The 22,314-nt window shown below is 59.9% G+C and carries 21 protein-coding genes, 1 tRNA gene and 1 pseudogene; 17 read left to right on the forward strand and 6 right to left on the reverse strand.

All coding sequences use genetic code 11. From position 1 onward, the window contains the following. Nucleotides 1-36 precede the first annotated feature (36 nt). The 3 genes from KUV26_RS07745 (at nt 37) to KUV26_RS07755 (ending at nt 3,802) form a co-directional block, all read left to right on the forward strand. Nucleotides 37-2,298 (forward strand): AAA family ATPase, encoded by a 2,262-nt coding sequence (locus KUV26_RS07745; protein WP_222507926.1) that lies wholly within the window; start codon nt 37-39, stop codon nt 2,296-2,298. After that, on the forward strand, nt 2,295-3,269 hold the full coding sequence (locus KUV26_RS07750) for a hypothetical protein (protein ID WP_222507927.1): 975 nt from the start codon (nt 2,295-2,297) through the stop codon (nt 3,267-3,269). Before KUV26_RS07745 ends, KUV26_RS07750 begins: the two co-directional genes overlap by 4 nt. Nucleotides 3,270-3,379: 110 nt before the next feature. Further along, nucleotides 3,380-3,802 carry an EamA family transporter gene (locus KUV26_RS07755; protein WP_222507928.1) on the forward strand — a complete coding sequence of 141 codons (423 nt, stop codon included), beginning with the start codon at nt 3,380-3,382 and terminating at the stop codon, nt 3,800-3,802. A gap of 35 nt (nt 3,803-3,837) precedes the next feature. On the opposite strand, the gene KUV26_RS07760 is transcribed toward KUV26_RS07755, so the two are convergent. Beyond that, nucleotides 3,838-4,080, reverse strand: a complete 243-nt coding sequence (locus tag KUV26_RS07760) for a hypothetical protein (RefSeq protein WP_222507929.1) — start codon at nt 4,078-4,080, stop codon at nt 3,838-3,840. Between the two features lie 487 nt (nt 4,081-4,567). Between KUV26_RS07760 and KUV26_RS07765 the strand changes: the two genes are divergently transcribed. From KUV26_RS07765 to KUV26_RS07795, 7 genes are all read left to right on the forward strand, one after another. Continuing rightward, the gene (locus KUV26_RS07765; protein WP_222507930.1) at nt 4,568-5,782 is read left to right on the forward strand and encodes a restriction endonuclease; all 1,215 of its coding nucleotides are present in this window, start codon (nt 4,568-4,570) and stop codon (nt 5,780-5,782) included. A gap of 252 nt (nt 5,783-6,034) precedes the next feature. After that, nucleotides 6,035-7,375, forward strand: coding sequence for an SIR2 family protein (locus KUV26_RS07770; RefSeq protein WP_222507931.1), 1,341 nt, complete (start codon nt 6,035-6,037; stop codon nt 7,373-7,375). Further along, nucleotides 7,372-9,204 carry an ATP-binding protein gene (locus tag KUV26_RS23580; RefSeq protein WP_261399770.1) on the forward strand — a complete coding sequence of 611 codons (1,833 nt, stop codon included), beginning with the start codon at nt 7,372-7,374 and terminating at the stop codon, nt 9,202-9,204. Before KUV26_RS07770 ends, KUV26_RS23580 begins: the two co-directional genes overlap by 4 nt. Beyond that, the gene (gene drt5, locus KUV26_RS07780) at nt 9,204-10,667 is read left to right on the forward strand and encodes an antiviral reverse transcriptase Drt5 (protein ID WP_222507932.1); all 1,464 of its coding nucleotides are present in this window, start codon (nt 9,204-9,206) and stop codon (nt 10,665-10,667) included. The genes KUV26_RS23580 and drt5 overlap by 1 nt, the downstream gene beginning before the upstream one ends. Nucleotides 10,668-10,861: 194 nt before the next feature. Further along, on the forward strand, nt 10,862-11,305 hold the full coding sequence (locus KUV26_RS07785) for a hypothetical protein (protein ID WP_222507933.1): 444 nt from the start codon (nt 10,862-10,864) through the stop codon (nt 11,303-11,305). Nucleotides 11,306-11,672: 367 nt separating this feature from the next. After that, nucleotides 11,673-12,209 (forward strand): DUF6650 family protein, encoded by a 537-nt coding sequence (locus KUV26_RS07790; protein WP_222507934.1) that lies wholly within the window; start codon nt 11,673-11,675, stop codon nt 12,207-12,209. Nucleotides 12,210-12,222: 13 nt separating this feature from the next. Then, the gene (locus KUV26_RS07795) at nt 12,223-12,702 is read left to right on the forward strand and encodes a hypothetical protein (protein ID WP_222507935.1); all 480 of its coding nucleotides are present in this window, start codon (nt 12,223-12,225) and stop codon (nt 12,700-12,702) included. Here the strand turns inward: KUV26_RS07795 and KUV26_RS07800 are convergent. From KUV26_RS07800 to KUV26_RS07810, 4 genes are all read right to left on the reverse strand, one after another. Continuing rightward, on the reverse strand, nt 12,690-12,947 hold the full coding sequence (locus KUV26_RS07800; protein WP_222507936.1) for a hypothetical protein: 258 nt from the start codon (nt 12,945-12,947) through the stop codon (nt 12,690-12,692). The two genes, KUV26_RS07795 and KUV26_RS07800, sit on opposite strands and share 13 nt — an antisense overlap. Then, nucleotides 12,937-13,623, reverse strand: coding sequence for a DUF6880 family protein (locus KUV26_RS23585; RefSeq protein WP_409996943.1), 687 nt, complete (start codon nt 13,621-13,623; stop codon nt 12,937-12,939). Before KUV26_RS23585 ends, KUV26_RS07800 begins: the two co-directional genes overlap by 11 nt. After that, nucleotides 13,526-14,218 carry a DUF6880 family protein gene (locus KUV26_RS23590; RefSeq protein ID WP_261399772.1) on the reverse strand — a complete coding sequence of 231 codons (693 nt, stop codon included), beginning with the start codon at nt 14,216-14,218 and terminating at the stop codon, nt 13,526-13,528. The genes KUV26_RS23585 and KUV26_RS23590 overlap by 98 nt, the downstream gene beginning before the upstream one ends. Nucleotides 14,219-14,635: 417 nt before the next feature. Then, nucleotides 14,636-14,725, reverse strand: a tRNA-Ser gene (locus KUV26_RS07810). A 240-nt stretch (nt 14,726-14,965) separates the two neighbouring features. Between KUV26_RS07810 and KUV26_RS07815 the strand changes: the two genes are divergently transcribed. The 7 genes from KUV26_RS07815 to KUV26_RS07845 are packed head-to-tail and all read left to right on the forward strand — an operon-like array spanning nt 14,966 to nt 21,458. Continuing rightward, a complete protein-coding gene (locus tag KUV26_RS07815) occupies nt 14,966-15,877 on the forward strand; it encodes an SPOR domain-containing protein (RefSeq protein WP_261399773.1) in 912 nt (303 codons plus the stop codon). After that, nucleotides 15,861-17,075, forward strand: a complete 1,215-nt coding sequence (locus KUV26_RS07820) for a D-alanyl-D-alanine carboxypeptidase family protein (RefSeq protein WP_222504021.1) — start codon at nt 15,861-15,863, stop codon at nt 17,073-17,075. The genes KUV26_RS07815 and KUV26_RS07820 overlap by 17 nt, the downstream gene beginning before the upstream one ends. After that, the gene (gene tmk, locus KUV26_RS07825; protein WP_222507938.1) at nt 17,072-17,719 is read left to right on the forward strand and encodes a dTMP kinase; all 648 of its coding nucleotides are present in this window, start codon (nt 17,072-17,074) and stop codon (nt 17,717-17,719) included. Before KUV26_RS07820 ends, tmk begins: the two co-directional genes overlap by 4 nt. Next, nucleotides 17,716-18,834 carry a DNA polymerase III subunit delta' gene (locus KUV26_RS07830; RefSeq protein ID WP_222507939.1) on the forward strand — a complete coding sequence of 373 codons (1,119 nt, stop codon included), beginning with the start codon at nt 17,716-17,718 and terminating at the stop codon, nt 18,832-18,834. Before tmk ends, KUV26_RS07830 begins: the two co-directional genes overlap by 4 nt. A gap of 35 nt (nt 18,835-18,869) precedes the next feature. Continuing rightward, the gene (locus KUV26_RS07835; protein ID WP_222507940.1) at nt 18,870-19,679 is read left to right on the forward strand and encodes a TatD family hydrolase; all 810 of its coding nucleotides are present in this window, start codon (nt 18,870-18,872) and stop codon (nt 19,677-19,679) included. Continuing rightward, nucleotides 19,679-20,476 (forward strand): MBL fold metallo-hydrolase, encoded by a 798-nt coding sequence (locus KUV26_RS07840; RefSeq protein ID WP_222507941.1) that lies wholly within the window; start codon nt 19,679-19,681, stop codon nt 20,474-20,476. The genes KUV26_RS07835 and KUV26_RS07840 overlap by 1 nt, the downstream gene beginning before the upstream one ends. Nucleotides 20,477-20,525: 49 nt before the next feature. Beyond that, nucleotides 20,526-21,458 carry an AEC family transporter gene (locus KUV26_RS07845; RefSeq protein ID WP_222507942.1) on the forward strand — a complete coding sequence of 311 codons (933 nt, stop codon included), beginning with the start codon at nt 20,526-20,528 and terminating at the stop codon, nt 21,456-21,458. 114 nt (nt 21,459-21,572) lie between these two features. Here the strand turns inward: KUV26_RS07845 and KUV26_RS07850 are convergent. After that, nucleotides 21,573-22,307 (reverse strand): annotated as a pseudogene (locus tag KUV26_RS07850) (aspartate/glutamate racemase family protein). Nucleotides 22,308-22,314 lie beyond the last annotated feature (7 nt).

Below are 22,314 nucleotides of genomic sequence, written 5' to 3' on the forward strand. Positions count from 1 at the left end.
TAGGGTCAATTCAAGCAAATCCCGTTTGGATAGCCCATGATTCTCGTGAACCGAAGCCGCGCGCCGAATCCGCTTGATCCGTCGACCAAGCTTGGCGAAGCCGCCATAGCCGAGATTGACCGGATCAGGCAGGAGCTGGAGAGCGGCGAGGCGCGGCAGCGCAGGCTGGTGTTTAAGGTCTACAGGGACAAACGGGTCCGGGAAGCCCTGGAAGAGTTGTTTCATGGCAAATGCGCCTATTGCGAAACCTCGATTTCTGCTAATCAGCCGATCGAGATCGACCAGTTCAGGCCCAAAGGCGGCGTGACCGAGGCGCCCAATCATCCGGGCTACTGGTGGCTGGCTAATAGCTGGGACAACCTGCTGGCGGCCTGCATCGACTGCAACCGGCAGCGCAACCACTTGTCGAAGATGGAGCCCTCGGTCCAGACCAGCGGCAAGGGCAACCGGTTCCCGCTTGTCGACGAGGCGCAGCGTGCCTGCAGCCCGTCAGACGATATCGGACGGGAACAGCCGCTGCTGCTGAACCCGACCATGGACGAACCTTCCGATCACCTTGTCTTCGATGCCGATGGCATGGTGCACAGCGACACCGAGCGAGGCAATGCCACGATTGCCGTGCTGGGGCTGAACCGTGTCGGTCTGGTTCAGGCGCGTCAGCGAGTGATGACCACGTTCAAAGCTTTGGCAGAGCCGTTTATGGCGGGACGGGATACCTCGGACGAGAACCTGGACCGGCTGATGAAGATGGCCGAGGACGATGCGCCTTATGCCGGCATGATCCGCCAAGCGTTGTCGCGGGAAGAGGAAATGCGCGCTCTGCTGGATTCGCTTGAGGCCGTCGCGCCCGCCAGAAAACCGGGCAAGGTCACCAAGTCGCGGCTGAAACGGGCGAAAGCGGAGTCGAAGAGCTACACCAGCCGGATGTCGGACTATTCGCTGGACACCCAAGAGGGCCGGCAGAAGTTCAAGTCGCAGCAACGTTTCATCGAACGGATGACGATCCACAATATCCGGGCGATCCGCGATCTGGAGATCGATTTCGGCCAGCAGTCGCACGGACCGACTCCCTGGCTGATGCTTCTGGGCGAGAACGGCACCGGCAAGAGTACCGTTTTGCAGGCCATCGCGCTGGTGGTGTCGGGCCATGACCAGGTGCACAACCTGCTGAAAAGCGGGCGGCTTGATCCGGCAACGCTGGTGCGCTACCGCTGCCAGTCGGGCCGGGTCACGGTCAAGCTGAGCGGATTTCCCAAGCCCCATGAACTGATCGTCTATCGCGACCGGCTGGAATTCCACAGCCCGCACGGACAGGTCATGACCCTGACGGCTGACGGTTCGGCCTCAGGCGAAGGCTGGGAGGCGCAAACGCTGGTCCTGGGCTACGGCGCGACGCGTCTGCTGCCGCGAAAGGAGAGGTCCGAGACGGGGGAGAAGTTTTCGCGGGTCGAGAACCTGTTCGACGCCTTTGTCCCACTGATCGACGCGCAGACATGGCTGATGGGGCTGGACGGCAAGACCTTTGACGAAACCGCAATTGTGCTGAAGGATCTGCTGGCGCTCGATGAGGCGTCGGAGCTGATCCGCGACCAGGGGCAAGTCTGGGTGCGTGATGGCAACAGCAAGACCGCGCTGAAGGACCTGAGCGACGGTTACCAGACCATCGTGGCGGTCACCGTCGATCTGCTGGAGGTATTGTCGCGGATCTGGCCCAACCTGACAGAGGCGGAAGGCGTCGTTCTGATCGACGAGATCGACGCCCACCTGCACCCGACCTGGCAGATGGAGATCGTCGGCAGCCTGCGCAAGGCCCTGCCCGGCGTGCAATACATCACCACCACGCATCAGCCGCTCTGCCTGCGCGGTCTGACCAGGGGCGAAGTGGTGGTCATGCAGCGCGGTGAAGACGGGCTAGTCGAGCCGCTGACCGACCTGCCCTCGCCGGAGGATTTCCGCGTCGACCAGCTGCTGACCTCGGATTTTTTCGGGCTGCGCTCGACCGTGGACCCCGAGGTCGAGGCGCTGTTCGACACCTATTACGCGCTGCTCGCGCTCGACACGCGCACGCCAGAACAGGAGGCCGAACTGGCCCGGTTGCAGGACGAACTAAAAGACCGCCGCTACCTGGGCAATACCCAGCGCGAGACCCTGTTCTACGAGGCTATCGACGCGATGCTGGCCAAACGGAAAACTGGCGAAAGGCGATCCCCGGAAAACCTGCGCAGCGAGGCGGTCGAACAGGTCAGCAGCATGTGGAAGCAGGTCCTGGCCGAGGAGGAGGGCGGGAAACCGTTATGATCAAGGTGCCGCGCGATCCGACACTGCCCGATCTGCCGGTCTACACCCGGCAGAATTCAAAGGCGCTGGATGGCACCAAGATCACCAAATACGACCAGGAAAAGGAAAAGGCGATTGCCTTCTTCACCGACCCGGCCAACTACGAAAATGACGAGAAGAAGACCAAGAAGTCGTTCAAGTTCGTGGTCTACAAGAACGACGGGCTGGTGGCGCTTCTGGAAAAGACCTTTGGCAAGAAGTGCGCCTACTGCGAAAGCAATTTCGCCGCGGTTACGCCGAGCGACATCGAACATTTCCGCCCGAAATCGGCAATCAAGATCGACGCCGGAGAGCTGAAACCCGGCTATTTCTGGTTGGCCGGAGACTGGACGAACTTGTTGATTTCCTGCCCCGATTGCAACCGGTCGCGCACCCATGAGGTGCCGGGGCAAAGCGCCGGGGTTGTGCTGGGCAAGGCCACGCAATTTCCGCTGGCGGACGAGGCCACGCGGGTACGCGCCCCCGCGGATTCACTCGCCGCAGAGGAGGCTGTGCGGCTGTTGATTGACCCCTGCGTCGAAGATCCCGAGGATCACCTGGAATTCGACCTGGACGGCAATGTCCGGGCGCGGATCAGGAACGGCGTGCCGAGCGACAAGGGCGCGGTGTCAATCGATGTCTACGCGCTGCGCCGCAAGGCGCTGGTAGAGGCGCGGAAGGCGGCGCTGCTCGATCTGGAGTTCTCGATAGAAGAACTGACCGACCTGGTGATCCAGAACAACCGGATGCACGAAGATGGCGTTGCCCCCGATATGATCGAGCGCAACAAGACCCAGATTGCTCGATGCATGAAGCGGCTGGCGGGCCTGTTCGATGACAATGCGGAGTACCTGGCGGCGAAGCATGATTGGCTGCGCGCACGGAACGAGGCCGGGGCATTTGCCCTGCTCGGCGATTTCGGGATCGACCCGATGGACCTGATCGCCGCCTGAGGCCCGCGTTTCAAGGTGGCCAGTCAGGCAAATGCGCCTGTCAATACGCGGTGCAGGCAGCTCCACCGGGCCACCGGAACTCTGAAAGGGACCAAGACCAAAACGATTGCGTGAAGCTGGTAGTTTTGGCGCATCTCGCGGTGGCCTTTGCCCCCCTCATCACCTTCCTGCTGAAGCTAGGGGTCGAGGACATCAATTCCGATTTTGACGCCCTGATCCAGACCGCGGTGGTTCTGGTGGCCCTTTCCGTTCTCGTTGGCGCGACCGGCAAGTTCCAAAGCCTCAGATCCGTCGGGCCGGGGACGTGGGTGTTCCTCATCCTGTCCGAGCTAGCGACGAGCGTGTCGTGGCTGTGCCATTCCCGCGCAATGCATTTGGGCGAGGCGTCGCGGGTCGCGCCGGCGGACAACCTGAGCGTGGTCTTCGGGGCGCCGATCGCGGCGGTGTTGCTGGGCGAGCGGCTGTCGGCCATGGGTTGGTTGGGCGCGGGGCTGATCGCGGCCAGTGCGGTGCTGGTTGCGGCAGCGCCATGAACGGCCCGCATCTGATCGTAGCAGGCCGCTTCAGATCAGCCCCCGTGGCGACAAAGTTCATATGCCGTGACGATATCGGCAGCGGCGGTGACTTTTTTCATCACCGACCAACAAGAACCACTGGGGTGATTTGGTGAGCGCGGTGCGCAACAAATAGCATCAAACCCCAGTAGGCTCTTGCCGTTACCGTCTTCGAAGCGCTTGATGACGTGTCCCGTTTTGAAGTCCGCAGCGCTGCCTTCCTGCCAAATGGCCGTTTGCCGAACTGGAACGGCCATCTGACAATTTTGCTTAGATGTCTCCATTGAGCGCGGACTTGCCCTCGCGGGGGTCGCGCCTGGTCTGCGAGTACATTCGACCGGTGCCAGCCCGAAGCGGTCATTGATCCTAGTGCGAGTTGCAGCCGCGCGGGTTCCCCGAACCGGCCGTTCGTCCTCTGCGCAGCATATTGTTCCCGAAGGAGACACTCAGTACGTGCTAAGCCGCAGTTGATACGCCCAACCTGAATGACGAGTTTAGGATGAGCCAGCCAGTCTATCGTGCTCCGCAAAGCGCTCCGCGAACTTTTTTGGCTCGTCCGTGATCCTACCTCAAAACGGATAGATCGACTGGTTCGGATCGCAGATCACCTTGAAGCTCATGCATACTGCATAGACGAACGGCTAGTATTCGGCGAGAGTGATTTCGAACCGATGGCAGATGACAGTCTAGCCGAATGCTGCAGAGATAAAGCCATGCAACAACTAACCGGGCCGGAACCATACGATGTCTGACAAGGTGCCGGATCCGAGCACCTCAGCGGAAACTCCGTCCGATGCTGAGCTCGACATGGTGGTCACTGGCCTGCAGCGTTCGTTACAAGAGTGGGCAACCCGTCACGAGCTGTGGTTCGACTGCGGCTTCCAGTCATATGCCGAGCGGGTCGGCGGAGAGCCTGGGGATTTCCCCGTCGTCACGGTCCTGCACTTCGACGGGGACCTCGGACGCGCGCTCGATGGCGATTTCCATGGTCTCGACATGGAGTTCTTCGATCTGCTCGAGCGACAGGGCTTCTGGTATGAGCGTAACGACAGTGCCAGCGCCCATATATATCCAAAGGACAGCAGCCCGTTATTCCAGCCGTTTCTCGACCGTGAGAAGTGGCAGTGGGTATGCGGGCTGGTTAAGCCGGACGTCGCAGACGTGTACGAAGAGTTGTATTCGTACTTCGCGAAGCGCCCGGAGGATCTCCACCGCCTCACTTGGCGCGAATTTGAGACGCTACTATTCCGAATTTTCCAGGCTCAAGGGTTCACTTGCGAGCTAGGCCCAGGCTCGAATGACGGGGGCATTGACGTCCGCGTGCTCCAGCGGGACCCACTGGGCGACATACTGACGCTGGTCCAGGCTAAGCGCTACGCTCCTAGGAACAAGATCGACCTGTCGGCAGTAGCGGCGCTGCATGGCGTCGCAGACGTCGAAGCTGCCCAGAAGAGCATGTTCGTCACGACCTCCGACTACCTTCCTTCGGCACGAAAGTTCGCCGGACGGACCCGCATCCCAATGAAGCTAACGACCTCAGCCGATGTCAGAGAATGGTGCCAGGACGCCAGCGCCGGGATCGTCCGCGATAAGTCGAAACTGGTAACACCCCAAGCGGTCTCTTCGCTGCTTCAGAGCCTCACTTTTAAGGATCCCCGCATTGTCCACGCGCACACAGGCTACTCTGTCCTCACCAACCAGTTCGCGATCATCCTTAAGGAGACTAAGCATGCAGCGCTCCTGATGGCGATCCCTGCGCGAACCATCTCGGACGATGGTTATGGGCAGAGGGGCAGCGAGATTCCCGAGATCGGCCCCGCGTGCCTCGATCGTCTGACAACGGATACCGTCTTCCGCGCAAAACGGTCCAACCGCAACGGAGAGGTAAGCTACTGGGATGGCCGGAATTTGTATTCGGCATGGGATGGGGCTCCCGCGCTCTTCGATTTCTGCGATTAGCCAGGGAAAGATTGGTTCAGCCCAAAGCGGCCGCATGCCTGGTGACCCGCTTGGCGGGCCAGCACATGCAGGTCGGGCGGAGAGCGGAAGTTCGCCTCGGCCTGCCATTATTATCTCGGAAACGGCAGACCGGAAATTTTCCATCTTCGACCAAACCATCCCAAGAAAACCCTTCGGAGTGTCCCCGGGATCATTTACGACCCGAAGCGACTGATCTACTCTCACCTCAAAATTGCAAAGCAGGTGTATGAGTTGGCCAATTTCTGGGACGGAGAGCCTGAAGGCAAAAAGGAACTATTGCGTCTGTTGACACGCGAGGGCAAGTGGCTGCGATGGGAGGGTGAAAAGGAAGACCCGGAAGATTCGAGCAAGAAACCCAAGGCCGGATGCAAGGATCAGGTCGAAGAGGCCCTCTTGTCGGCGCTGCATTCAACCAATGTCGTGGTCCTGTTGGGGTCTGGGGCGTCTTTCTCGGCCAAGAACAAGGGAGGGCAGAACGCGCCGGGGATGTGGCATCTCTGGCAGGCGGTCAAGAATGGCTGCGGCGAGGCTGCCTTCAACGATATCGCGAACTCCGTGATCGGACATGTGCCGACAGAGGGTGAAGAAAACATCGAAGCCTTGCTCAGTTTGTGCAAGATGTCCATCGAATTGCTGGAGGTTCGGGTCGAAAAGAATGCCGCCTCTCTTGACCGCGCCAGGCTGAAACAACTGAAAGATTTTGTGGCTACCGCAGAACGTGAAATTCTGGCGCAGGTCGATTTCGTGAGCAACGTCACAGAGCTTCCTGCGCATACCAAGTTTCTCCGCAAGTTCGCCAGACGATCCTCGGAGAAGCCCAGAGTAAAGCTGTTCACCACCAATTACGATCTGTGCATTGAGACGGCAGGCCTACGCTTGGGTGTCGTGCTGGTAGACGGATTTTCCCACAGTGCCGAACAGTGGTTCAACCGCGATCATTTCGACTACGACATCGTGCGGCGGGTCGCTTCCAGCACAAAGGCTGACTACCTCGATGGCGTGTTTCACCTCTACAAGTTGCACGGGTCAGTGGATTGGCGACGACGGGCCGATGAGGTTGTTATCCGTAGCGTCGATGACACCGGCGAAGATCGTAGGCCAGTCCTGATCTATCCTCGCTCTTCCAAGTACCAGGAGGCGTTCGAAAGTCCGTATCTCGATATGTTCGCGGCGTTGCAGGCAGCCTTGCGGGAACCAGACACCACTTTGATCGTCTCCGGTTTCGGTTTTGCCGATGATCATATCAGCGCCCCGATCTGGTCAGCCATCGAAACAAACCTGTCGATTAGACTGATCCTTTGCGACTCCTGTTTTGTGCCGCACTCAAGAAGAGACCATGAGCCCGAACTGCCGCTTGAACAGGAAAAACAAGAAATCGAACTCGATCTTGAACGACAAATGCAACATCAAAAACGTTTGGCTCGGCTTGTACAGCAAGGCGATACCCGCATCACGATGCTAAACGGCCGTTTCGAAGACATGGCGGATGCCTTGCCAATGATATCCGGCAAGACGGATCGCCAGCTCTTGAAGGACCGGCTTGAGACGCTCCGTGAGGAAGGTCGTGCATGAGCGAACCTGCCTCGCTGATCGACCCGTCCAAGCGCCTCGGAACCGTCACTCGAGTGACTGCCAGTGCTGTGGATCTCACCTTACCAAATGCTCTTGCTGCCCTAGGGCGGCGCGGGTTAGCAAAAGGTTCTGTGGGTGATTTCGTGTTTGTCGATTGTGACCGCTCAGCGATCTTGGGGCGCGTGACGGAGGTTGGCATTCCAGACAGGCAGCGAAACATCCTTGAGCACCAGATCGAAACCGACCCCACGGTAGAGCCGCAGGGCCGCGTCCAACTGTTGGCGACTGTTAGTAAAACCACTCGGAAAGTGACGCGCGGTATCAATACTCAGCCAAGGGTCGGTGATGGCGTCTATCTCGCAGAAGGCGGGGCGCTGTCCAATTCCATCAAGGATGCCCTCGAAGGCGACGTGAAGCGGGATGGCGGGCGGTTGCTCGTTGAGTTGGGGCACCTATCAGGGTTGGACGATGCCGCCCTCAGCGTTCCTCCGGAGAAATTGTTCGGCCGTCATTGCGGAGTATTTGGTGCGACTGGCGGGGGTAAGAGCTGGACGGTTTCTCGCCTCGTCAATGAGATCGTGCGTATAGGTGGGAAGTGTATTCTGTTCGATCCAACGGGAGAGTTCGCAGGAAAGGTGGCCACCGCAAGGGAGTTTGAATTCTCTAATGACCAAGCCGCCGAAGGTCGCTTGGTCAGGTTTCCGAGCGAGAAACTGTCCGAACTAGACTTGAACGCCCTTCTCCGGCCAACCGGGCAAAGCCAAGGCCCCACTCTTCGGAGTGCGATTATCAGCTTGAGACTGGCTCGCCTGCTATTGGCAGACCCAGAGAGATTTCCACAGCATGCTGTCGAAGGCAGCGATGCTCTTCAAATTGAAGTTCAACACAACAACCAAACGGTCGGGTTCATCCACCTAGACGAGAACAAAACTGTTGCGAAAGCAAACCAGCAGAGGAAACCGCTCGGTCGCGTTCAGCTGATGCTTGCCGATCAGTTGGCGGCAGATGACTGTGATTTCGATCTCAAAGTGCTATCAAACCAAATTGGCAAAGAATGCCTGTTCCCGGCGAACGCGGACGGAACATTTGGCGGGGTGGACTCGAAGCAAGTAGGTTACAACAATACCTTGGTTATTCGGATCGAGACGCTTTTAAACTCCCCTGATATGTCATGTTTCTTTTCTCAAGACGGCTTGGACATATGTGCAGAAATAGAGGAATTTCTCGATGATCCACATGCAAGGGCTTTGGTGCTTTCGTTCGAAAACGTGAGTTTTAAACATAATGCGCGTGAGTTGCTCCTAAACGCTCTTGGGCGCTATCTGCTTGGGATCGCACGGCAGGGGCGTTTTCGGCAAAATCCGCTTGTTTGCCTCTTGGACGAAGCTCACCAGTTCATTGGCCGATCGGTCGGGGACGACCAGAGTAGCGTAAATCTCGATGCCTTTGGTCTTATCGCCAAGGAAGGCAGGAAATACGGTCTGACCACCGTTGTCGCGACCCAGCGCCCCAGAGATGTGCCGCAGGATGTTCTCAGTCAGCTTGGAACCTTATTTGTTCATAGGCTTACCAATGAGCGGGACCGGGAAACCATTGAAAGGGCATGCGGTGAACTTGATCGCAGCGCCGCTGCCTTTATCCCATCTCTATCACAGGGCGAGGCAATCATTGTCGGCCCCGATTTACCTGCACCGTTGCCGATCATGATGAGCAAACCCGAAAAAGGTCAGCAACCAGAAAGCCACGGCCCAAAGTATCAGGAATTTTGGGGCGAACCTGAAGCAGTCTCATTGATCGAAGATTTTGATCAAAATAGCAGGAAGCATTGATGTTCGATTTCTACTCAGCTGACTATCGTCGAATGCTTTTCCCGATGTCGACAAACCGCTACTTGATCGAGAATGGACAAGCCGAGATTGCGGAGTTTTTGAATCGTTGCCTTGATCCCAATCAGGAAGCTTTTTCATTTCGTTCGCAAACTAGGGTTTATGCCGGGAAGCCCGGTTTTCACCTGAGGCGAACTGTTAAATTGGACCCTGTGGCGGAGTATTTTATATACGATCTCGTCCTGCGAAATAGAACGCGCTTCAGAGCGCCCTACCACGAGCACAAGAAGCATTTCGGCTACCGCTTTCAAGACGGCGAGCCACTTAATCCTTCGGGATCATATCGAGGATATAAGGGGGCCATCGCTGCGTATCGAGATCAATTCAGATACAGCTTGAGCTTCGATGTCGCTGCATATTTCAACTCAATTTACCACCATGACTTGGTTTCTTGGCTGTCCAGAACCGGAGCATCTGAACAGGATTACCAAGCGTTTGGTCAGTTTCTTCGAGAAATAAACACGGGGCGGTCAGTCGATTGTCTGCCACAAGGCATTTACCCAACGAAGATGATCGGTAACGATTTCCTCCGTTTTGTCGAACAGTTTCACGGATTGCGCAGCAATGCGGTTGTTAGGTTTATGGACGATTTTGTACTTTTTTCTGACTCTCGGCGTGATCTTCGTCACGACTTCATTACGATCCAGGGCTTGTTGGGTGAGAAAGGCCTTTCACTGAATCCTAACAAGACCAGCGACGGAGTGCGGGAAAATGTTGAACTTGAAGATGCTATCGAAGACGTAAGGATACAGCTACTTCAAAGGCGGCGTGTTGTTATCAGCGACTATGATGGCATTCCCGATGAAGAGGTCGAAGTCGAACAAGATTTGTCGGATGAAGAAATGGGCTTTCTGCGAGGCTTACTACAACAAGATGATATCGAAGAAGAGGACGCAGAGCTCGTGCTGGCGTTGATGGCAGAGCATGCCGAAGAAGCGATTGACCGTCTTGCAGACATAGCGCGCCGTTTTCCACACCTATTCAAGAATATTCACTCATTTTGCCTTGAAGCGGAAGGCGAAGAAGCAATAGCCGCATTCGTCTTGGAACTACTTCGCGACAATGACGCGATGATCTACGAGTTTCAGCTCTTTTGGCTAACCCACATTCTTGAAGATCGGCTTCTGAACACCAATTCAGCGGCCGAGATCATAGACAGGTTGAACAATCATCCAAACGCCACATCGATCTCAAGAGCCAAACTCCTCGAAATCCCCGACTTGAGGTACGGTTTAGTAGAGCTTCGCGACGCCCATTTGGGTGCTGGGCAATCCGATTGGTTGTCCTGGTCTAGCGCCGTCGGCCACAGAGGATTGAATAGGATCGACCGCCGTCACAGGCTGGGTTACTTTGCCAAAGCGTCAAACTACAACAAGCTTGTGTTTGACATAGTGTCGAAGGATTGAGCGGGTCTTTAGGGTTCGCTTGAATTTTCGATATTGTCAGTACTACCAAATTTTGCACAGGGTCCGGTCTGGGGAAGCTGCGTCACAGCATCTGGCTAAATCAGCAAAGTCCGCTAGGGACCGATGTCTCGGATTTACATAGCCTTAGGTTCGCAGACCATGGACATAACTTTCCAAAATTTAGGAGCATTAAGGTGACGGATGATCTACCTGCCACAAGAACCGAAGTATTTCGTTATACTGATGAACTCGGAAACGAGAAGTTGCTTGCCGTCGCGCCTTTGAGGCGTTGGGCGGAATCGAATTGTGATCTGAAGGGGATCCCTATTGATGTTCGCAAGGTTGAGGACATGTTCGAAAACGAAAAAATCGATCAGGAACACCTACGGCGACACACAATGACGCGAGACCCACGTCCAATTATAGTTTGCGAGAACTTCCGAGGGATGGCGTCGGAGATTGTCGACGGAAACCACACCTATGCAGCTATGGCGACCGCTGTCGCCTTAGCCGAACGGTCGGGTATGCGCTTGCCGATGGAACCAACTGTTCCCGGCTACGTGATCACCCGAGCGCAAATGGAACGTTTCTTGCTACCGCCTGAAGTTTTGCTACCCTCTTCACTTGCCGACAATTAGATTGCGGCCCGGTTGAATGTCTACCTAATTGGGGCGCAACTCCATCAAAGTCTGGTTTGGTGAAGCTGCGTTGCAGCAATCGACATCGAGGCGAAAGTCGGTTCAGGGCCGGCCACGTCAATAGGGCCGACCTTGGTCCCCACTCTGCAAAGTCCGCTCTCCGCAAGGCGGTGGCCGAAGCCTGCCTTGCGTGGCTCGGTCGGCAAACGTCTTATCCCCAATCAATGGCTCGCCGTGCGGAAGCGGCTGGAATTGCATGGAGTCGGGTATGTGGTCAAATCGCGTGGCAAGGCGTCCGTATGACCTATCGCTATGGCAAGGTGAGTCGGTTGGATCTATATGTGGGGAGCATTTGAGAGATAGAGCGATGAATTGGTTTAAGCGAAGCACGAAGTTGACGGCGAGCACGGCGCGGAGGATTACCGGCATAAGCACGCCGTTGGGCGGTATGCAGTGGGCGGACCCGGGGCCGTCAGAGGCGGAGGTGGTGCGAGGGTTTCTCGTGTTCTTGGAGGACCGTCGCGTCCTATATAACGCGATGCAGTTGGAGGTGCCGCATCAGGTCAAACACTCGATCCACGAGATACGCGAAGAATGCACGCGCACTTTGCAGCAGCTCGGTGCCAACGCCTTCGCAACACCGCCCCTGCGAACCATCAGGGCCGCGAGCCGCCAGTATCACAACGACTGCAACGAGCAGTTCCACAACATGGTGCATGACTGGGAGGGTGACAGGTATGACCGACACCGCTTCGGTCCAGGGTTCTTCACTGCTCTAGGTGCATACCGCGCGTCGGTCGGGTATCAGGTGGCGTTGCTTGCCGCGCACTATGACATAGACGTGGAGGGAGACTTGGCGACAGTGATACCGGGCACGGTGACGGAACAACTACCAGACGAGTGAGGTAGGACGACCGATGGCGATAACCGACCCCGACACCGACCAGCGCGTCCGCTTGGACCGCGACCTGGCAGAGCTCTACGCGAAGGAGGTGAACGCGCTGAGCGCGACTGAATGCCTGCACGAGCGCACCGAGCTTCGCCGTGGCTTCAACAAGGGCGGCGGACCAATTGTGCGGCATCAGTGCCTCGACTGCGGGCTGCTCGTGGACAACCCTGTGAAGCGCACGCCCGATACCGACCTACTACCCGAGATAGACGAGGCGCTGAACCCGACCTACGAGGCGAAGCGGAAGGGCGAGTGGGACGCGCTGCGCCGCCGCTACGTCGCCCTCCAAGAGAGCCGGTGGCGAGGTAGCGCCGAGGGCAAGTCATACTTCCAAAGGTCACACGCCGACTACCTTGCCTCGCCCGAGTGGGCGGAGCGGCAGTCGCTGGTGATGGATCGTGCCAACGGCCTATGCGAGGCGGTCGCTCAACACAATCACTCAGGCTGAATTGGATGACCGCTGAATAGAAGCTGCACCGTAGCGTTCATCGTCTCGCTCAAGGTCTGCTTTGGGCCGGTCAGGTTTCGAAGGGCGAAGACGGTTCGCAACTTTGCAGCGGCAGCTTCCTGCGCTTTGCTGACGGCCACCTGCAGATTCTGATGCGTCGTGAGGGGTAATTCCAGCTGAGCCTGACGGATCGAGCCACAGGCGCCGTTCGTCTCAGGACAATCGAACAGCGAACTATACTCCATCGGAGGCCTCCCGCACGCGCGCCCAGAAGGCTGCCTTTCGCTGATGCGCCTTTCGCAGGCCCTGAATGAAAGCGTCGTGCTCGGGGCGGCCCTGATAGTTCCCGATCGCCGCATCCGCATCGGCGCAAGAGGCTAGATGACGGGCGGCGTGGCCGTAGCGGCTCGATCGTGCGCGCTCTAGTGCGAACTCGATCATCGAGCGCCAAATCAGAACTGCGGCCAGCGGTTGCGCGGACGACAGCGCCTCCGCAGCCGGTGTGAGGATCTCGTAAGCGTCCCCATCAATCTCTTCGGTTCGGCTCAGCACCAACTGCGCCGCCAACGTAAGGTCCGGCCGGGCAAAACAGAACGCCAGGCCTGCTTCGATGGGCGAGAACAACAAGACCACCTCGCGGGCGCGGTCTTCGGTCTCGACATCATCGAAGTCCGGTAGGCGCTTCAACAGGCGACGAAGCGCACCACGGCAGAGGCATCGCTCGAAGCGAGCCCATAGCGAACGCCGCAGGCCCTCTTCGCGTCCCAGAGCTTCAAGGCAAGCGAAGTGGGCATCGTCCAACTCCGGCGGGTCGCACCACGCGCTATCGCGCGTTTCGCGGCTCAGTGCGATTTCCACGACCTGGAGGGCCTCCTCCGCACGCCCTGCGGCGAGCAGGCGCCCCGCGGCGTCCTGCGCGATAGTGTGATAGGTTAGCTGCTCGGCCAAGAGGTTCGGACAGAGCCGGCACGACACGATCGAATTCGCCATAGCCATTGCCCCGTAGCGCGTCGCAAATCATCTCCGCGAGTTCGAACGGGTGTTTGCTGATCTTGGGGGAAAGCCGTGCGATGGCCTCCTTCGCGTCATCCATGACGTCACCGATCAACCCGTTGCTGCCATCGGTCCGCTCATGGATGCCGGGCGCGAGATGCAGCAGCTCCCACAGGAGCTCGAAAGCTAGATCCGGGCTGTCGAATCCGATCCGCGTTTCGATCAGAGTGACCAGATCGCTGAGCTCTTTCACGAACTTCCTCTGGGTCTTCAGAGAGATGAAGCTGCCGGTTCGCCGGATCGACGCAAACCGCTTCCGAACATCCGCCGTCGCTTCCTGAGGGCTCTGATCCGCGGACAGCACCATGCGAACGCGTCGCTGTCGCGCGGCGTCGCCCTTCACGGCCTCGAGCAGAAGCTCCGCCAACACGTCCGTTCCAAGCTTGAAGAGGTTTTTTTGTCTAGGGCTCTCCGGGCCATGGGCTCTCCATTCTTCCAGCGTCAGTGCTAGCGCCAATGACATCGGACAGAAACCACTGCATCGGCAGCTCCTGCCCTGCCCCGCATTATCGACGTCGGCAGACGGCACCCTTCGCCGGTCCGCAAGGATGCTGCGTGCCTGGCACTTCGATGCGCGACACCTCTCGCGACCGAGTTTCAATCCACAAGTAACGCTCGTTCGACCCGAGTACCATTTGCGCGATCGCGACCGGCACCGAACACAAGAGCTACACAGGCAACAAAATCCATTTTTTCAGCTAGTTAAAAATCCATTCACCAAACAAGAACAGTCATCAGCTTGAGAGAAGACAGCGGTAGAGAGAGCACAGGCGCAGTACTTGGCGCTGGACACAGTCAACAGCTGGCCGCCTACAACAATCGAAAATATCGCTGATTTTGACCGCCAGACACGACCGGAGAACCATTCCTATCGGGCAAGTGGCGGGGAGACAGGGATTCGAACCCTGGGAACGCTCTCACGTTCAACGGTTTTCAAGACCGCCGCATTCGACCACTCTGCCACCTCCCCGGTCCAACAGCGGTTTAGGATGCAACGCAGGGCGAGGCAAGGGGAAATCCCTACCGCAAGAGAAAAGCGCAGCTGCCCGTCTGGCGCGCGGAATTATGCCGCCGCCGCGGGTTTCCCTAGTGCTGCGCCCCCGCAGGGTTTTCATGGCCGGGTGTGCAGGCTATCATGCGGCCAAATCAAGAAGACCGGGCATTCCGGCAAGGGCGCAGAAGCGCCGCGGGCGCAGGCAAGGATGAGAGCATGACAGATACCGTGTCGAGAGCAATGACGGCCCCGCGGATCGCCGCGGCGGCCTTGGGCCTGCTGGTGCTGGCCGGCTGCGAAGACGGGCCGAAACTGGGGTTTCTGGAACCGAAGCCCAAGGCCGAAGGACAGGTCCGCGCCTCCAGCAGCACCAAGCTGGTCGAGCGCGACGTGGAAGCGCCGGACGTTTTCCAGGTCACCGAAGCAGGCCTGTGGGACGGCCGCCCCTCGATCGGCGGCGTCTGGGTGGCGCACCCTGACACCAAGGACCCGGAGCGGGTGATCATCCGCAACAATGCCAACGGCCAGTTCGTGATCGGCGCCCTGTTCCGGCGCGAGCGCGAGATCCCGGGGCCGAGACTGCAAGTATCCTCGGACGCCGCGGTCGCGCTTGGCCTGCTGGCCGGTGCACCGGTTGAGCTGAACGTCACCGCCCTGCGGCGTGAAGAGGTCGGCCAGGAACCGCTGCCGGAGGAGCAGAGCGCAGCCGAACCCGCCCTGGAAGACCCTGCAGAACTGAACGAGAACGCTCTCGCCAGCAGTGAAATTTCCGCGTCTGCGCTGGACCCTATCGCCGGTGCCGCAGCTGCAATCGACGCCTCTGCTCCGGCCGCAGCTGCACCGGCCAAGACTGAACCCGCCGCCGCCCCTGCGCCAAGGCCGCAGAAGTCCTCGCTGAGCAAACCGTACATCCAGATCGGCATCTTCAGCGTCGAGGCCAATGCCGAGCGCACCGCCAACATGATGCGCAGCGCCGGCATGGTGCCTGATGTGCGCGAGCAAACTGCCAGCGGCAAGTCCTTCTGGCGGGTGCTGGTCGGTCCGGCGCAAAGCAAAGCGGAACGCAGCCAACTGTTGAAAAGCGTAAAGGAAACCGGATTCGCGGATGCTTATGCTGTCACAAACTGACTCCCGAACTGCGCGTCTGGCGCGTGCCCTGAAATCTTCTCTGCGCACTGGCCTGGCAGCCGGGCTGGCAGTCAGCCTGTCGGCGCTGCCGGCCGCCGCCTTTGATACCAAGGCGCAGGCGGCCTATGTGCTTGATGCTGGCACTGACACGGTGCTGCTCTCGAAAAACGCGGATGTGCCGCTGCCGCCTGCGTCGATGTCCAAGCTGATGACGCTGTACGTGGCATTCGAGGCCCTGCGGGACGGGCGTCTGACGCTGGACGAGGAGCTTCCCGTCAGCGAGCACGCGATGAGCTACAAGGGCTCCACCATGTTCCTGGACACGCTGGACCGGGTGCGGGTCGAAGACCTGCTGCGCGGCATCATCGTGCTGTCGGGCAATGACGCCTGCGTAGTGATCGCAGAGGCTCTGAGCCCGGATGGAACCGAGGCCGGATTTGCCCGCTATATGACCAAGCGGGGCCAGGAACTGGGCATGACCGCCTCGACCTTTGCCAACTCCAACGGCTGGCCTGCCGCCGGGCACCGGATGTCGGTGCATGACCTGGCAATCCTTGCTGAGCGGCTGATCGAGGATTTCCCGGAATACTATCCGCTGTTTGCCGAAACCAAGTTCGAGTTCGACGGCCGCGCACCGTCCAATGTCCGCAACCGCAACCCGCTCTTGAAGCTGGGCATCGGCGCCGACGGGCTGAAGACCGGCCACACCGAGGAAGCGGGCTATGGCCTGGTCGGCTCTGCCAAACAGGGCGACCGGCGGGTGATTTTCGTGGTCTCGGGTCTGGACAGCGAACGCGTCAGGGCAGAGGAGGCAGAAGCCCTCGTTAACTGGTCGTTTCGCCAATTTACCAAGAAAACCGTTGCCAAGGAGGGCATCCCCATCGCCGAAGCCGAGATCTGGCGGGGGGCCGAGCGATCGGTAGGGCTGGTGCCGGCAGAGGATCTGGAAATCCTGCTGCCTTCGCTGGCGGGCGGCACTATCGAGGGTGAAGTCGTTTACAGCGGCCCCATTGAGGCGCCGGTGGCCAAGGGCCAGCGTCTGGCAGAGCTGGTTCTGCAGCCCGAGGAACTGCCCGAGGTGCGGCTGCCGCTGGTGGCGGAAAGCGACGTTCCTGCAGGCGGCTTTGTCGTGCGGGTGAAAACCGCGGCACAGGTGCTGATCAAGCGTTTTCTGACCGGTCCCGAGGGGGCGCTGTGACAGCTGGCACGGGGCGCGGCCTGTTCATCACCTTTGAAGGCATCGACGGGTCCGGCAAGTCCACCCAGTGCCGCCTGCTGGCCGAGGCGCTGCAGGCCGAGGGCCGCGATGTCGTGCTAACGCGCGAACCTGGCGGCTCCCCCGGGGCTGAGGAGATCCGCCGCCTGGTGCTGGAGGGCGATCCCGACCGCTGGTCGGCAGAAACCGAGCTGTTGCTGTTCATGGCGGCGCGGCGCGACCATCTGGAACGCACCATCGAACCTGCCCTCGCCGCGGGCAAGGTTGTGATCTGCGACCGCTTTGCCGACAGCACCCGGATGTATCAGGGCCTGTCGCGCGGCGACCTGCGCGCAGCAGTGGATCAGATGCACAAGCTGATGATCGGACGCGAACCGGATCTGACCCTGCTCATTGACATGGACCCGGGTGAAGGGCTGGCGCGAGCAAAGGGGCGGCAGGGTACAGAAGAGCGGTTCGAGGATTTCGGCGTCGAACTGCAGGAAAAGATGCGCGCGGGCTTCCTGGCGCTGGCGCATGAATTTGCCGGCCGCTTCCGGGTGGTCGATGGCGCCCGCCCGGTGGAAGACGTTGCCGCCGATGTCCGTAAACTGGCGGATGAGGCGCTGGAAGGGTCTGCTGCATGAGCGCTGACGAAGACCTTCCCCGCGCCGACCAGGCAGAGGGCGCGCCGCATCCGCGTGAAACCCTGCGCCTCATCGGCCAGGAGGCCGCTGAGCAGGATTTCCTGACTGCATACAACTCCGACCGCCTGCACCACGGCTGGCTGCTGACCGGCCCGCAGGGGGTGGGAAAGGCCACGCTGGCGTGGCGGATCGCCCGTTTTCTACTGGCTACCCCGCCGGCTGAGGAGGGCCTGTTCGGCGCCCCTCCCCCGCCGCTGACATTGGACATAGACCCTGAGCACCCGGTGTCGCATCGCATTCAGGCGCTGGCGGAACCGGGGCTGGCACCGATCACCCGCTCTTATGATGACAAGGGCAAGCTGCGCAGCCAGATCGTGGTGGACGACATCCGCAAGCTTAACCGCTTCTTCGGGCTGTCGGCCACCGACGGCGGGCGGCGGGTGGTGATCGTGGATGCTGCTGACAACATGAACGTGAGTGCCGCCAATGCGCTGCTGAAGATGCTGGAGGAGCCGCCCGCGCGCACCACGATCCTGCTGATCTCGCACCAGCCCTCGCGCCTGCTGCCCACCATCCGCTCGCGCTGCCGCACCCTGCGGCTGGGGCCGCTCAGCGCGCCGGACATGGAGGCAGCGCTGGCGCAATCGGGCGTCGAGCTTCCCCAGAACATGGACAATCTCGCGGCCCTGGCGGGCGGCTCCGTCGGCGCCGCTTTGCGGCTGATCAATCTGGGCGGGCTCAAGATATATGCCGAGCTCGTGCAGATCCTCGATTCGATGCCTCGGCTGGATCGGCAGCGGGCGATGGCGCTGGCCGAGGCCGCCGCGCAGCGCGGCGCTGCGGAACGTTTTGAACTCCTGTTGTCTCTGACCGAGATGGCGCTGGCCCGGCTGGCGCGCACCGGCGCCACCGGCGCTCCACCAGCGCCAGAGGCGGCGCCGCAGGAGGCGGCGATGCTCCAGCGCCTGTCGCCCGATTCCCGCAAGGCCCGCGCCTGGGCCGACCTTGCCGCGGAAGTGACAGCGCGCTCCCGCCACGGGCAGGCGGTGAACCTTGACCCCGCGGCGCTTGTCCTAGATACGGTTTTCAAGATGCAGGAAACCGCGTCGCGCTAGGCTTCCGGCGCGGCGCAAGCGGCACCAGAGGATTCATGACCGAGACGCCCCCCCAGATCACCGACAGCCATTGCCATCTGGACTTCCCCGATTTCGAAGGGCGGCTGGATGAGGTGATCGCAAGCGCGGCGGAGGCCGGCGTGACCCGGATGGTAACGATCTGCACCAAGATGAAGAACGAGCCCGCCGTGCGGGCGATTGCCGAGGCGCATGCGCCGGTGTTTTACGCCGCAGGCACCCACCCGATGAGCGCCGCGGACGAGCCTCTGGTTACCGTGGACGGGCTGGTTGCGCTGGCGAAACACCCGAAGTTTGTCGGCATTGGCGAGACCGGGCTCGATTACCACTACACCGCCGACAGCGCGGAGGTGCAGCAGGAGTCCCTGCGTATCCACATAGCTGCCGCCCGCGAAACCGGCCTGCCGCTGATCATCCACGCCCGCGCTGCCGACGACGATATGGCGCGCATCCTGGGCGAGGAAATGAAGAACGGCGCCTACTCCTGCGTGATGCACTGCTTCTCGTCTTCCGCAGAGCTGGCCAAGGCGGCCCTGGACCTGGGTTTCTACCTGTCCATGTCCGGCATAGCCGCCTTCCCCAAGAGCCAGGAGCTGCGCGACATTTTCGCTGCTGCCCCGGTGGAGCGCATCCTGGTCGAAACCGATGCACCCTATCTGGCCCCGCCGCCCTACCGCGGCAAGCGCAACGAGCCGGCATACACGGCCTTTACCGCCAAGGTCGGCGCAGAGGTGTTCGGCATGGATTACCCGGATTTCGCGGCCCAGACCCAGATCAACTTCGACCGCCTGTTCTGGAAGGCCGCAAAGTATGAGGCCGCCGCCTGATGGCTGAAATGCGATTTACCATTCTCGGCTCGGGCTCGTCGGGCGGAGTGCCGCGGATTGGCGGCCATTGGGGAGATTGTGACCCCAAGAACCCGAAGAACCGCCGCGGCCGCTGCTCGATGCTGGTGGAGCGCATAGAGGAGGGCGGCACCACCTCGGTGCTGATCGACACCCCGCCGGACATGCGCAATCAATTGCTGGATGCGGAAGTCACGCGGCTGGACGCGGTGGTCTACACGCATTCGCACGCCGATCACCTGCACGGAATCGACGATCTGCGCATGGTCTATTTCAACATGCGCCAGCGCATTGAAGTTTATGCTGACGGGCCTACCCAGAATGACCTGCTGAACCGGTTCGGCTATGCCTTTGCGCAGCCCGAAGGCTCCCCCTACCCGCCGATTCTGGATCTGAAGACCATTGCCGGGCCTTTCAGCATCAGCGGCCCGGGCGGCAATATCAGCTTCCGCCCGTTCGAGGTGAACCACGGCTCCATTGATGCACTCGGCTTCCGTATCGGCGGGCTGGCCTATCTGCCGGATGTAAAAGAAATCCCGGATGCCGCCCTGCCAGAGCTGGAAGGGCTGGACGTCTGGATCCTGGACGGGCTGCGCCGCACGCCGCACCCAACCCACTTCAGCTACCAGGACGCGCTGGAGTGGTTCGAGCGTATGGCGCCCAAGCGCGGCATCATCACCAACATGCATATTGACATGGATTACGCCACGGTCGACGACGAAACGCCGGACCACATCACCCCCGCTTACGATGGGATGGTGATCCGGATCGAGGTCTAAGGGCGCAAGAACAGCGCCCTTTTTCTTTTGCGCGATTTGAGGAAGCAGAGTGTTTCAAAGCCTGATTGACGTCATCCTGCCTGTGTTCCTGGTTGTCGGCGCAGGCTACGCCGCCACCGCAAGGGGGGTGCTGGGACAGGACCATATCGAAGGGGTGATGAAATTTGCTCAGGGCTTCGCCATTCCCTGCCTGCTGTTCAAGGCGATGGCCGAACTTGACCTGTCCGCCAGTTTCGATCCCCGCCTGCTGGCAAGTTTCTATACCGGCGCTTTCACCTGCTTCCTGATCGGTGTCTTCGGGGCCCGGATCCTGTTCAAGCGGGACTGGGAAGATTGCATTGCAATCGGCTTCTGCTGCCTGTTTTCAAACTCTGTCCTGCTGGGCCTTCCCATCACCGAGCGCGCCTTCGGACCTGAAAATCTGACAGGAAACTATGCGATCATCGCGTTCCATTCGCCCTTCTGCTATGGCGTCGGGATCACCGCGATGGAGATCGTGCGCAACCGAGGCGCGGGCGGGATCAAGACTGTGGTTTCGGTGCTGAACGCGATGTTCCGGAATGTTCTGATCCTGGGCATCGCACTCGGATTCGCGGTGAACCTCTCCGGCTTTTCCATTCCTCTGGTGGTGAATGAAGCACTGTCTCTGCTGATCCGCGCGGCCCTGCCTGGCGCCCTGTTTGCACTGGGTGGCGTGCTGGTGAAATACCGCCCCGAAGGCGACATGCGGGCAATCCTGTTTGTCTGCTTCACCTCGCTGATGATCCACCCCGCGATCGTCTGGACCCTGGGGTCGGCACTGGCGCTGCCGCAGGACCTGTTCCGCTCCGGAGTCTTGAACGCCGCAATGGCGACCGGGTTCAACGGCTATATCTTCGCCAATATGTACGGACGGGCCAAGCGGGTGGCGGCATCCTCGGTGCTGATTGCCACCGCCTCGAGCATTTTTACTGTTTGGTTCTGGCTGCTGGTGCTGAGCTGAAGAAAAAGGTCAGCGGTTCTGCCAAAATGTTTCGCGCGCGAAACATTTGGACAGGGCTTCTGACGTTATCCTTCAGATTTTGTTAATAAATCCCCATTCATCCAGCGGCCTGTCTCAGACGCGGGGGTCATCCAGCTCCAGCGGAAATCCTTTGGGCAGCAAACCGGCTTGAAACCAGCTGATGAAGGAGTGGATCAAAAACACGGGCAGGCCGGTGGCTTTTCTGACATCAAGGGCATAGGGCATCATATTGGTGCACTCCAGCACGATGGCGCCAAGGTCCGGGATATCCGCAACCATCGCGGGGGCAGCGTCAATCATGTCCAGCCGACAGGCCTCAAAGTCGATCTCTGCCGCGTCGCCGAGGATATCACGGGTGAAGACGGGGAGGCCGTCGGTGCCGGCGATCGGCGTGTCCGGCAGAACCCCTGCGGCCTCAAGATGCGCGGGCGTCAGGGTTGCCTAGGAGAGAGCCAGGATGCCGCAGCGCTTGTCCGCGGGCAGCAGGTTCTGCCCCATCGGAACCTGCATCAGCGAGGACATCGCCACCGGCAAGCCCAGCGCCTGTTTCACTTCGTCCTGGATCAGCGCCAGGAAACCGCAGTTGATGTTGATGCCGTCGGCCCCCATGGCGACCAGATCGCGTCCCGCCTCGACAAACAGATCAACCAGATCCTTGGGATTGCCGCGCACGGCGTTTTCCGGGTTTGCCCCGCGCCCCACCTTTAAGCGCACCGTGAACTCCCGGGTCATCACGTTTCCCATATCGCCATGAATACGGGGCAAGCGTGTTTCGAGCATCAGGATGCCAACCGCCGCACCAAGGATTGTCTTGCCGCCGTGTTCCATGCGGCTC

It is taken from the genome of Leisingera daeponensis, from assembly GCF_019801465.1.
GTDB lineage: Bacteria > Pseudomonadota > Alphaproteobacteria > Rhodobacterales > Rhodobacteraceae > Leisingera > Leisingera daeponensis_A.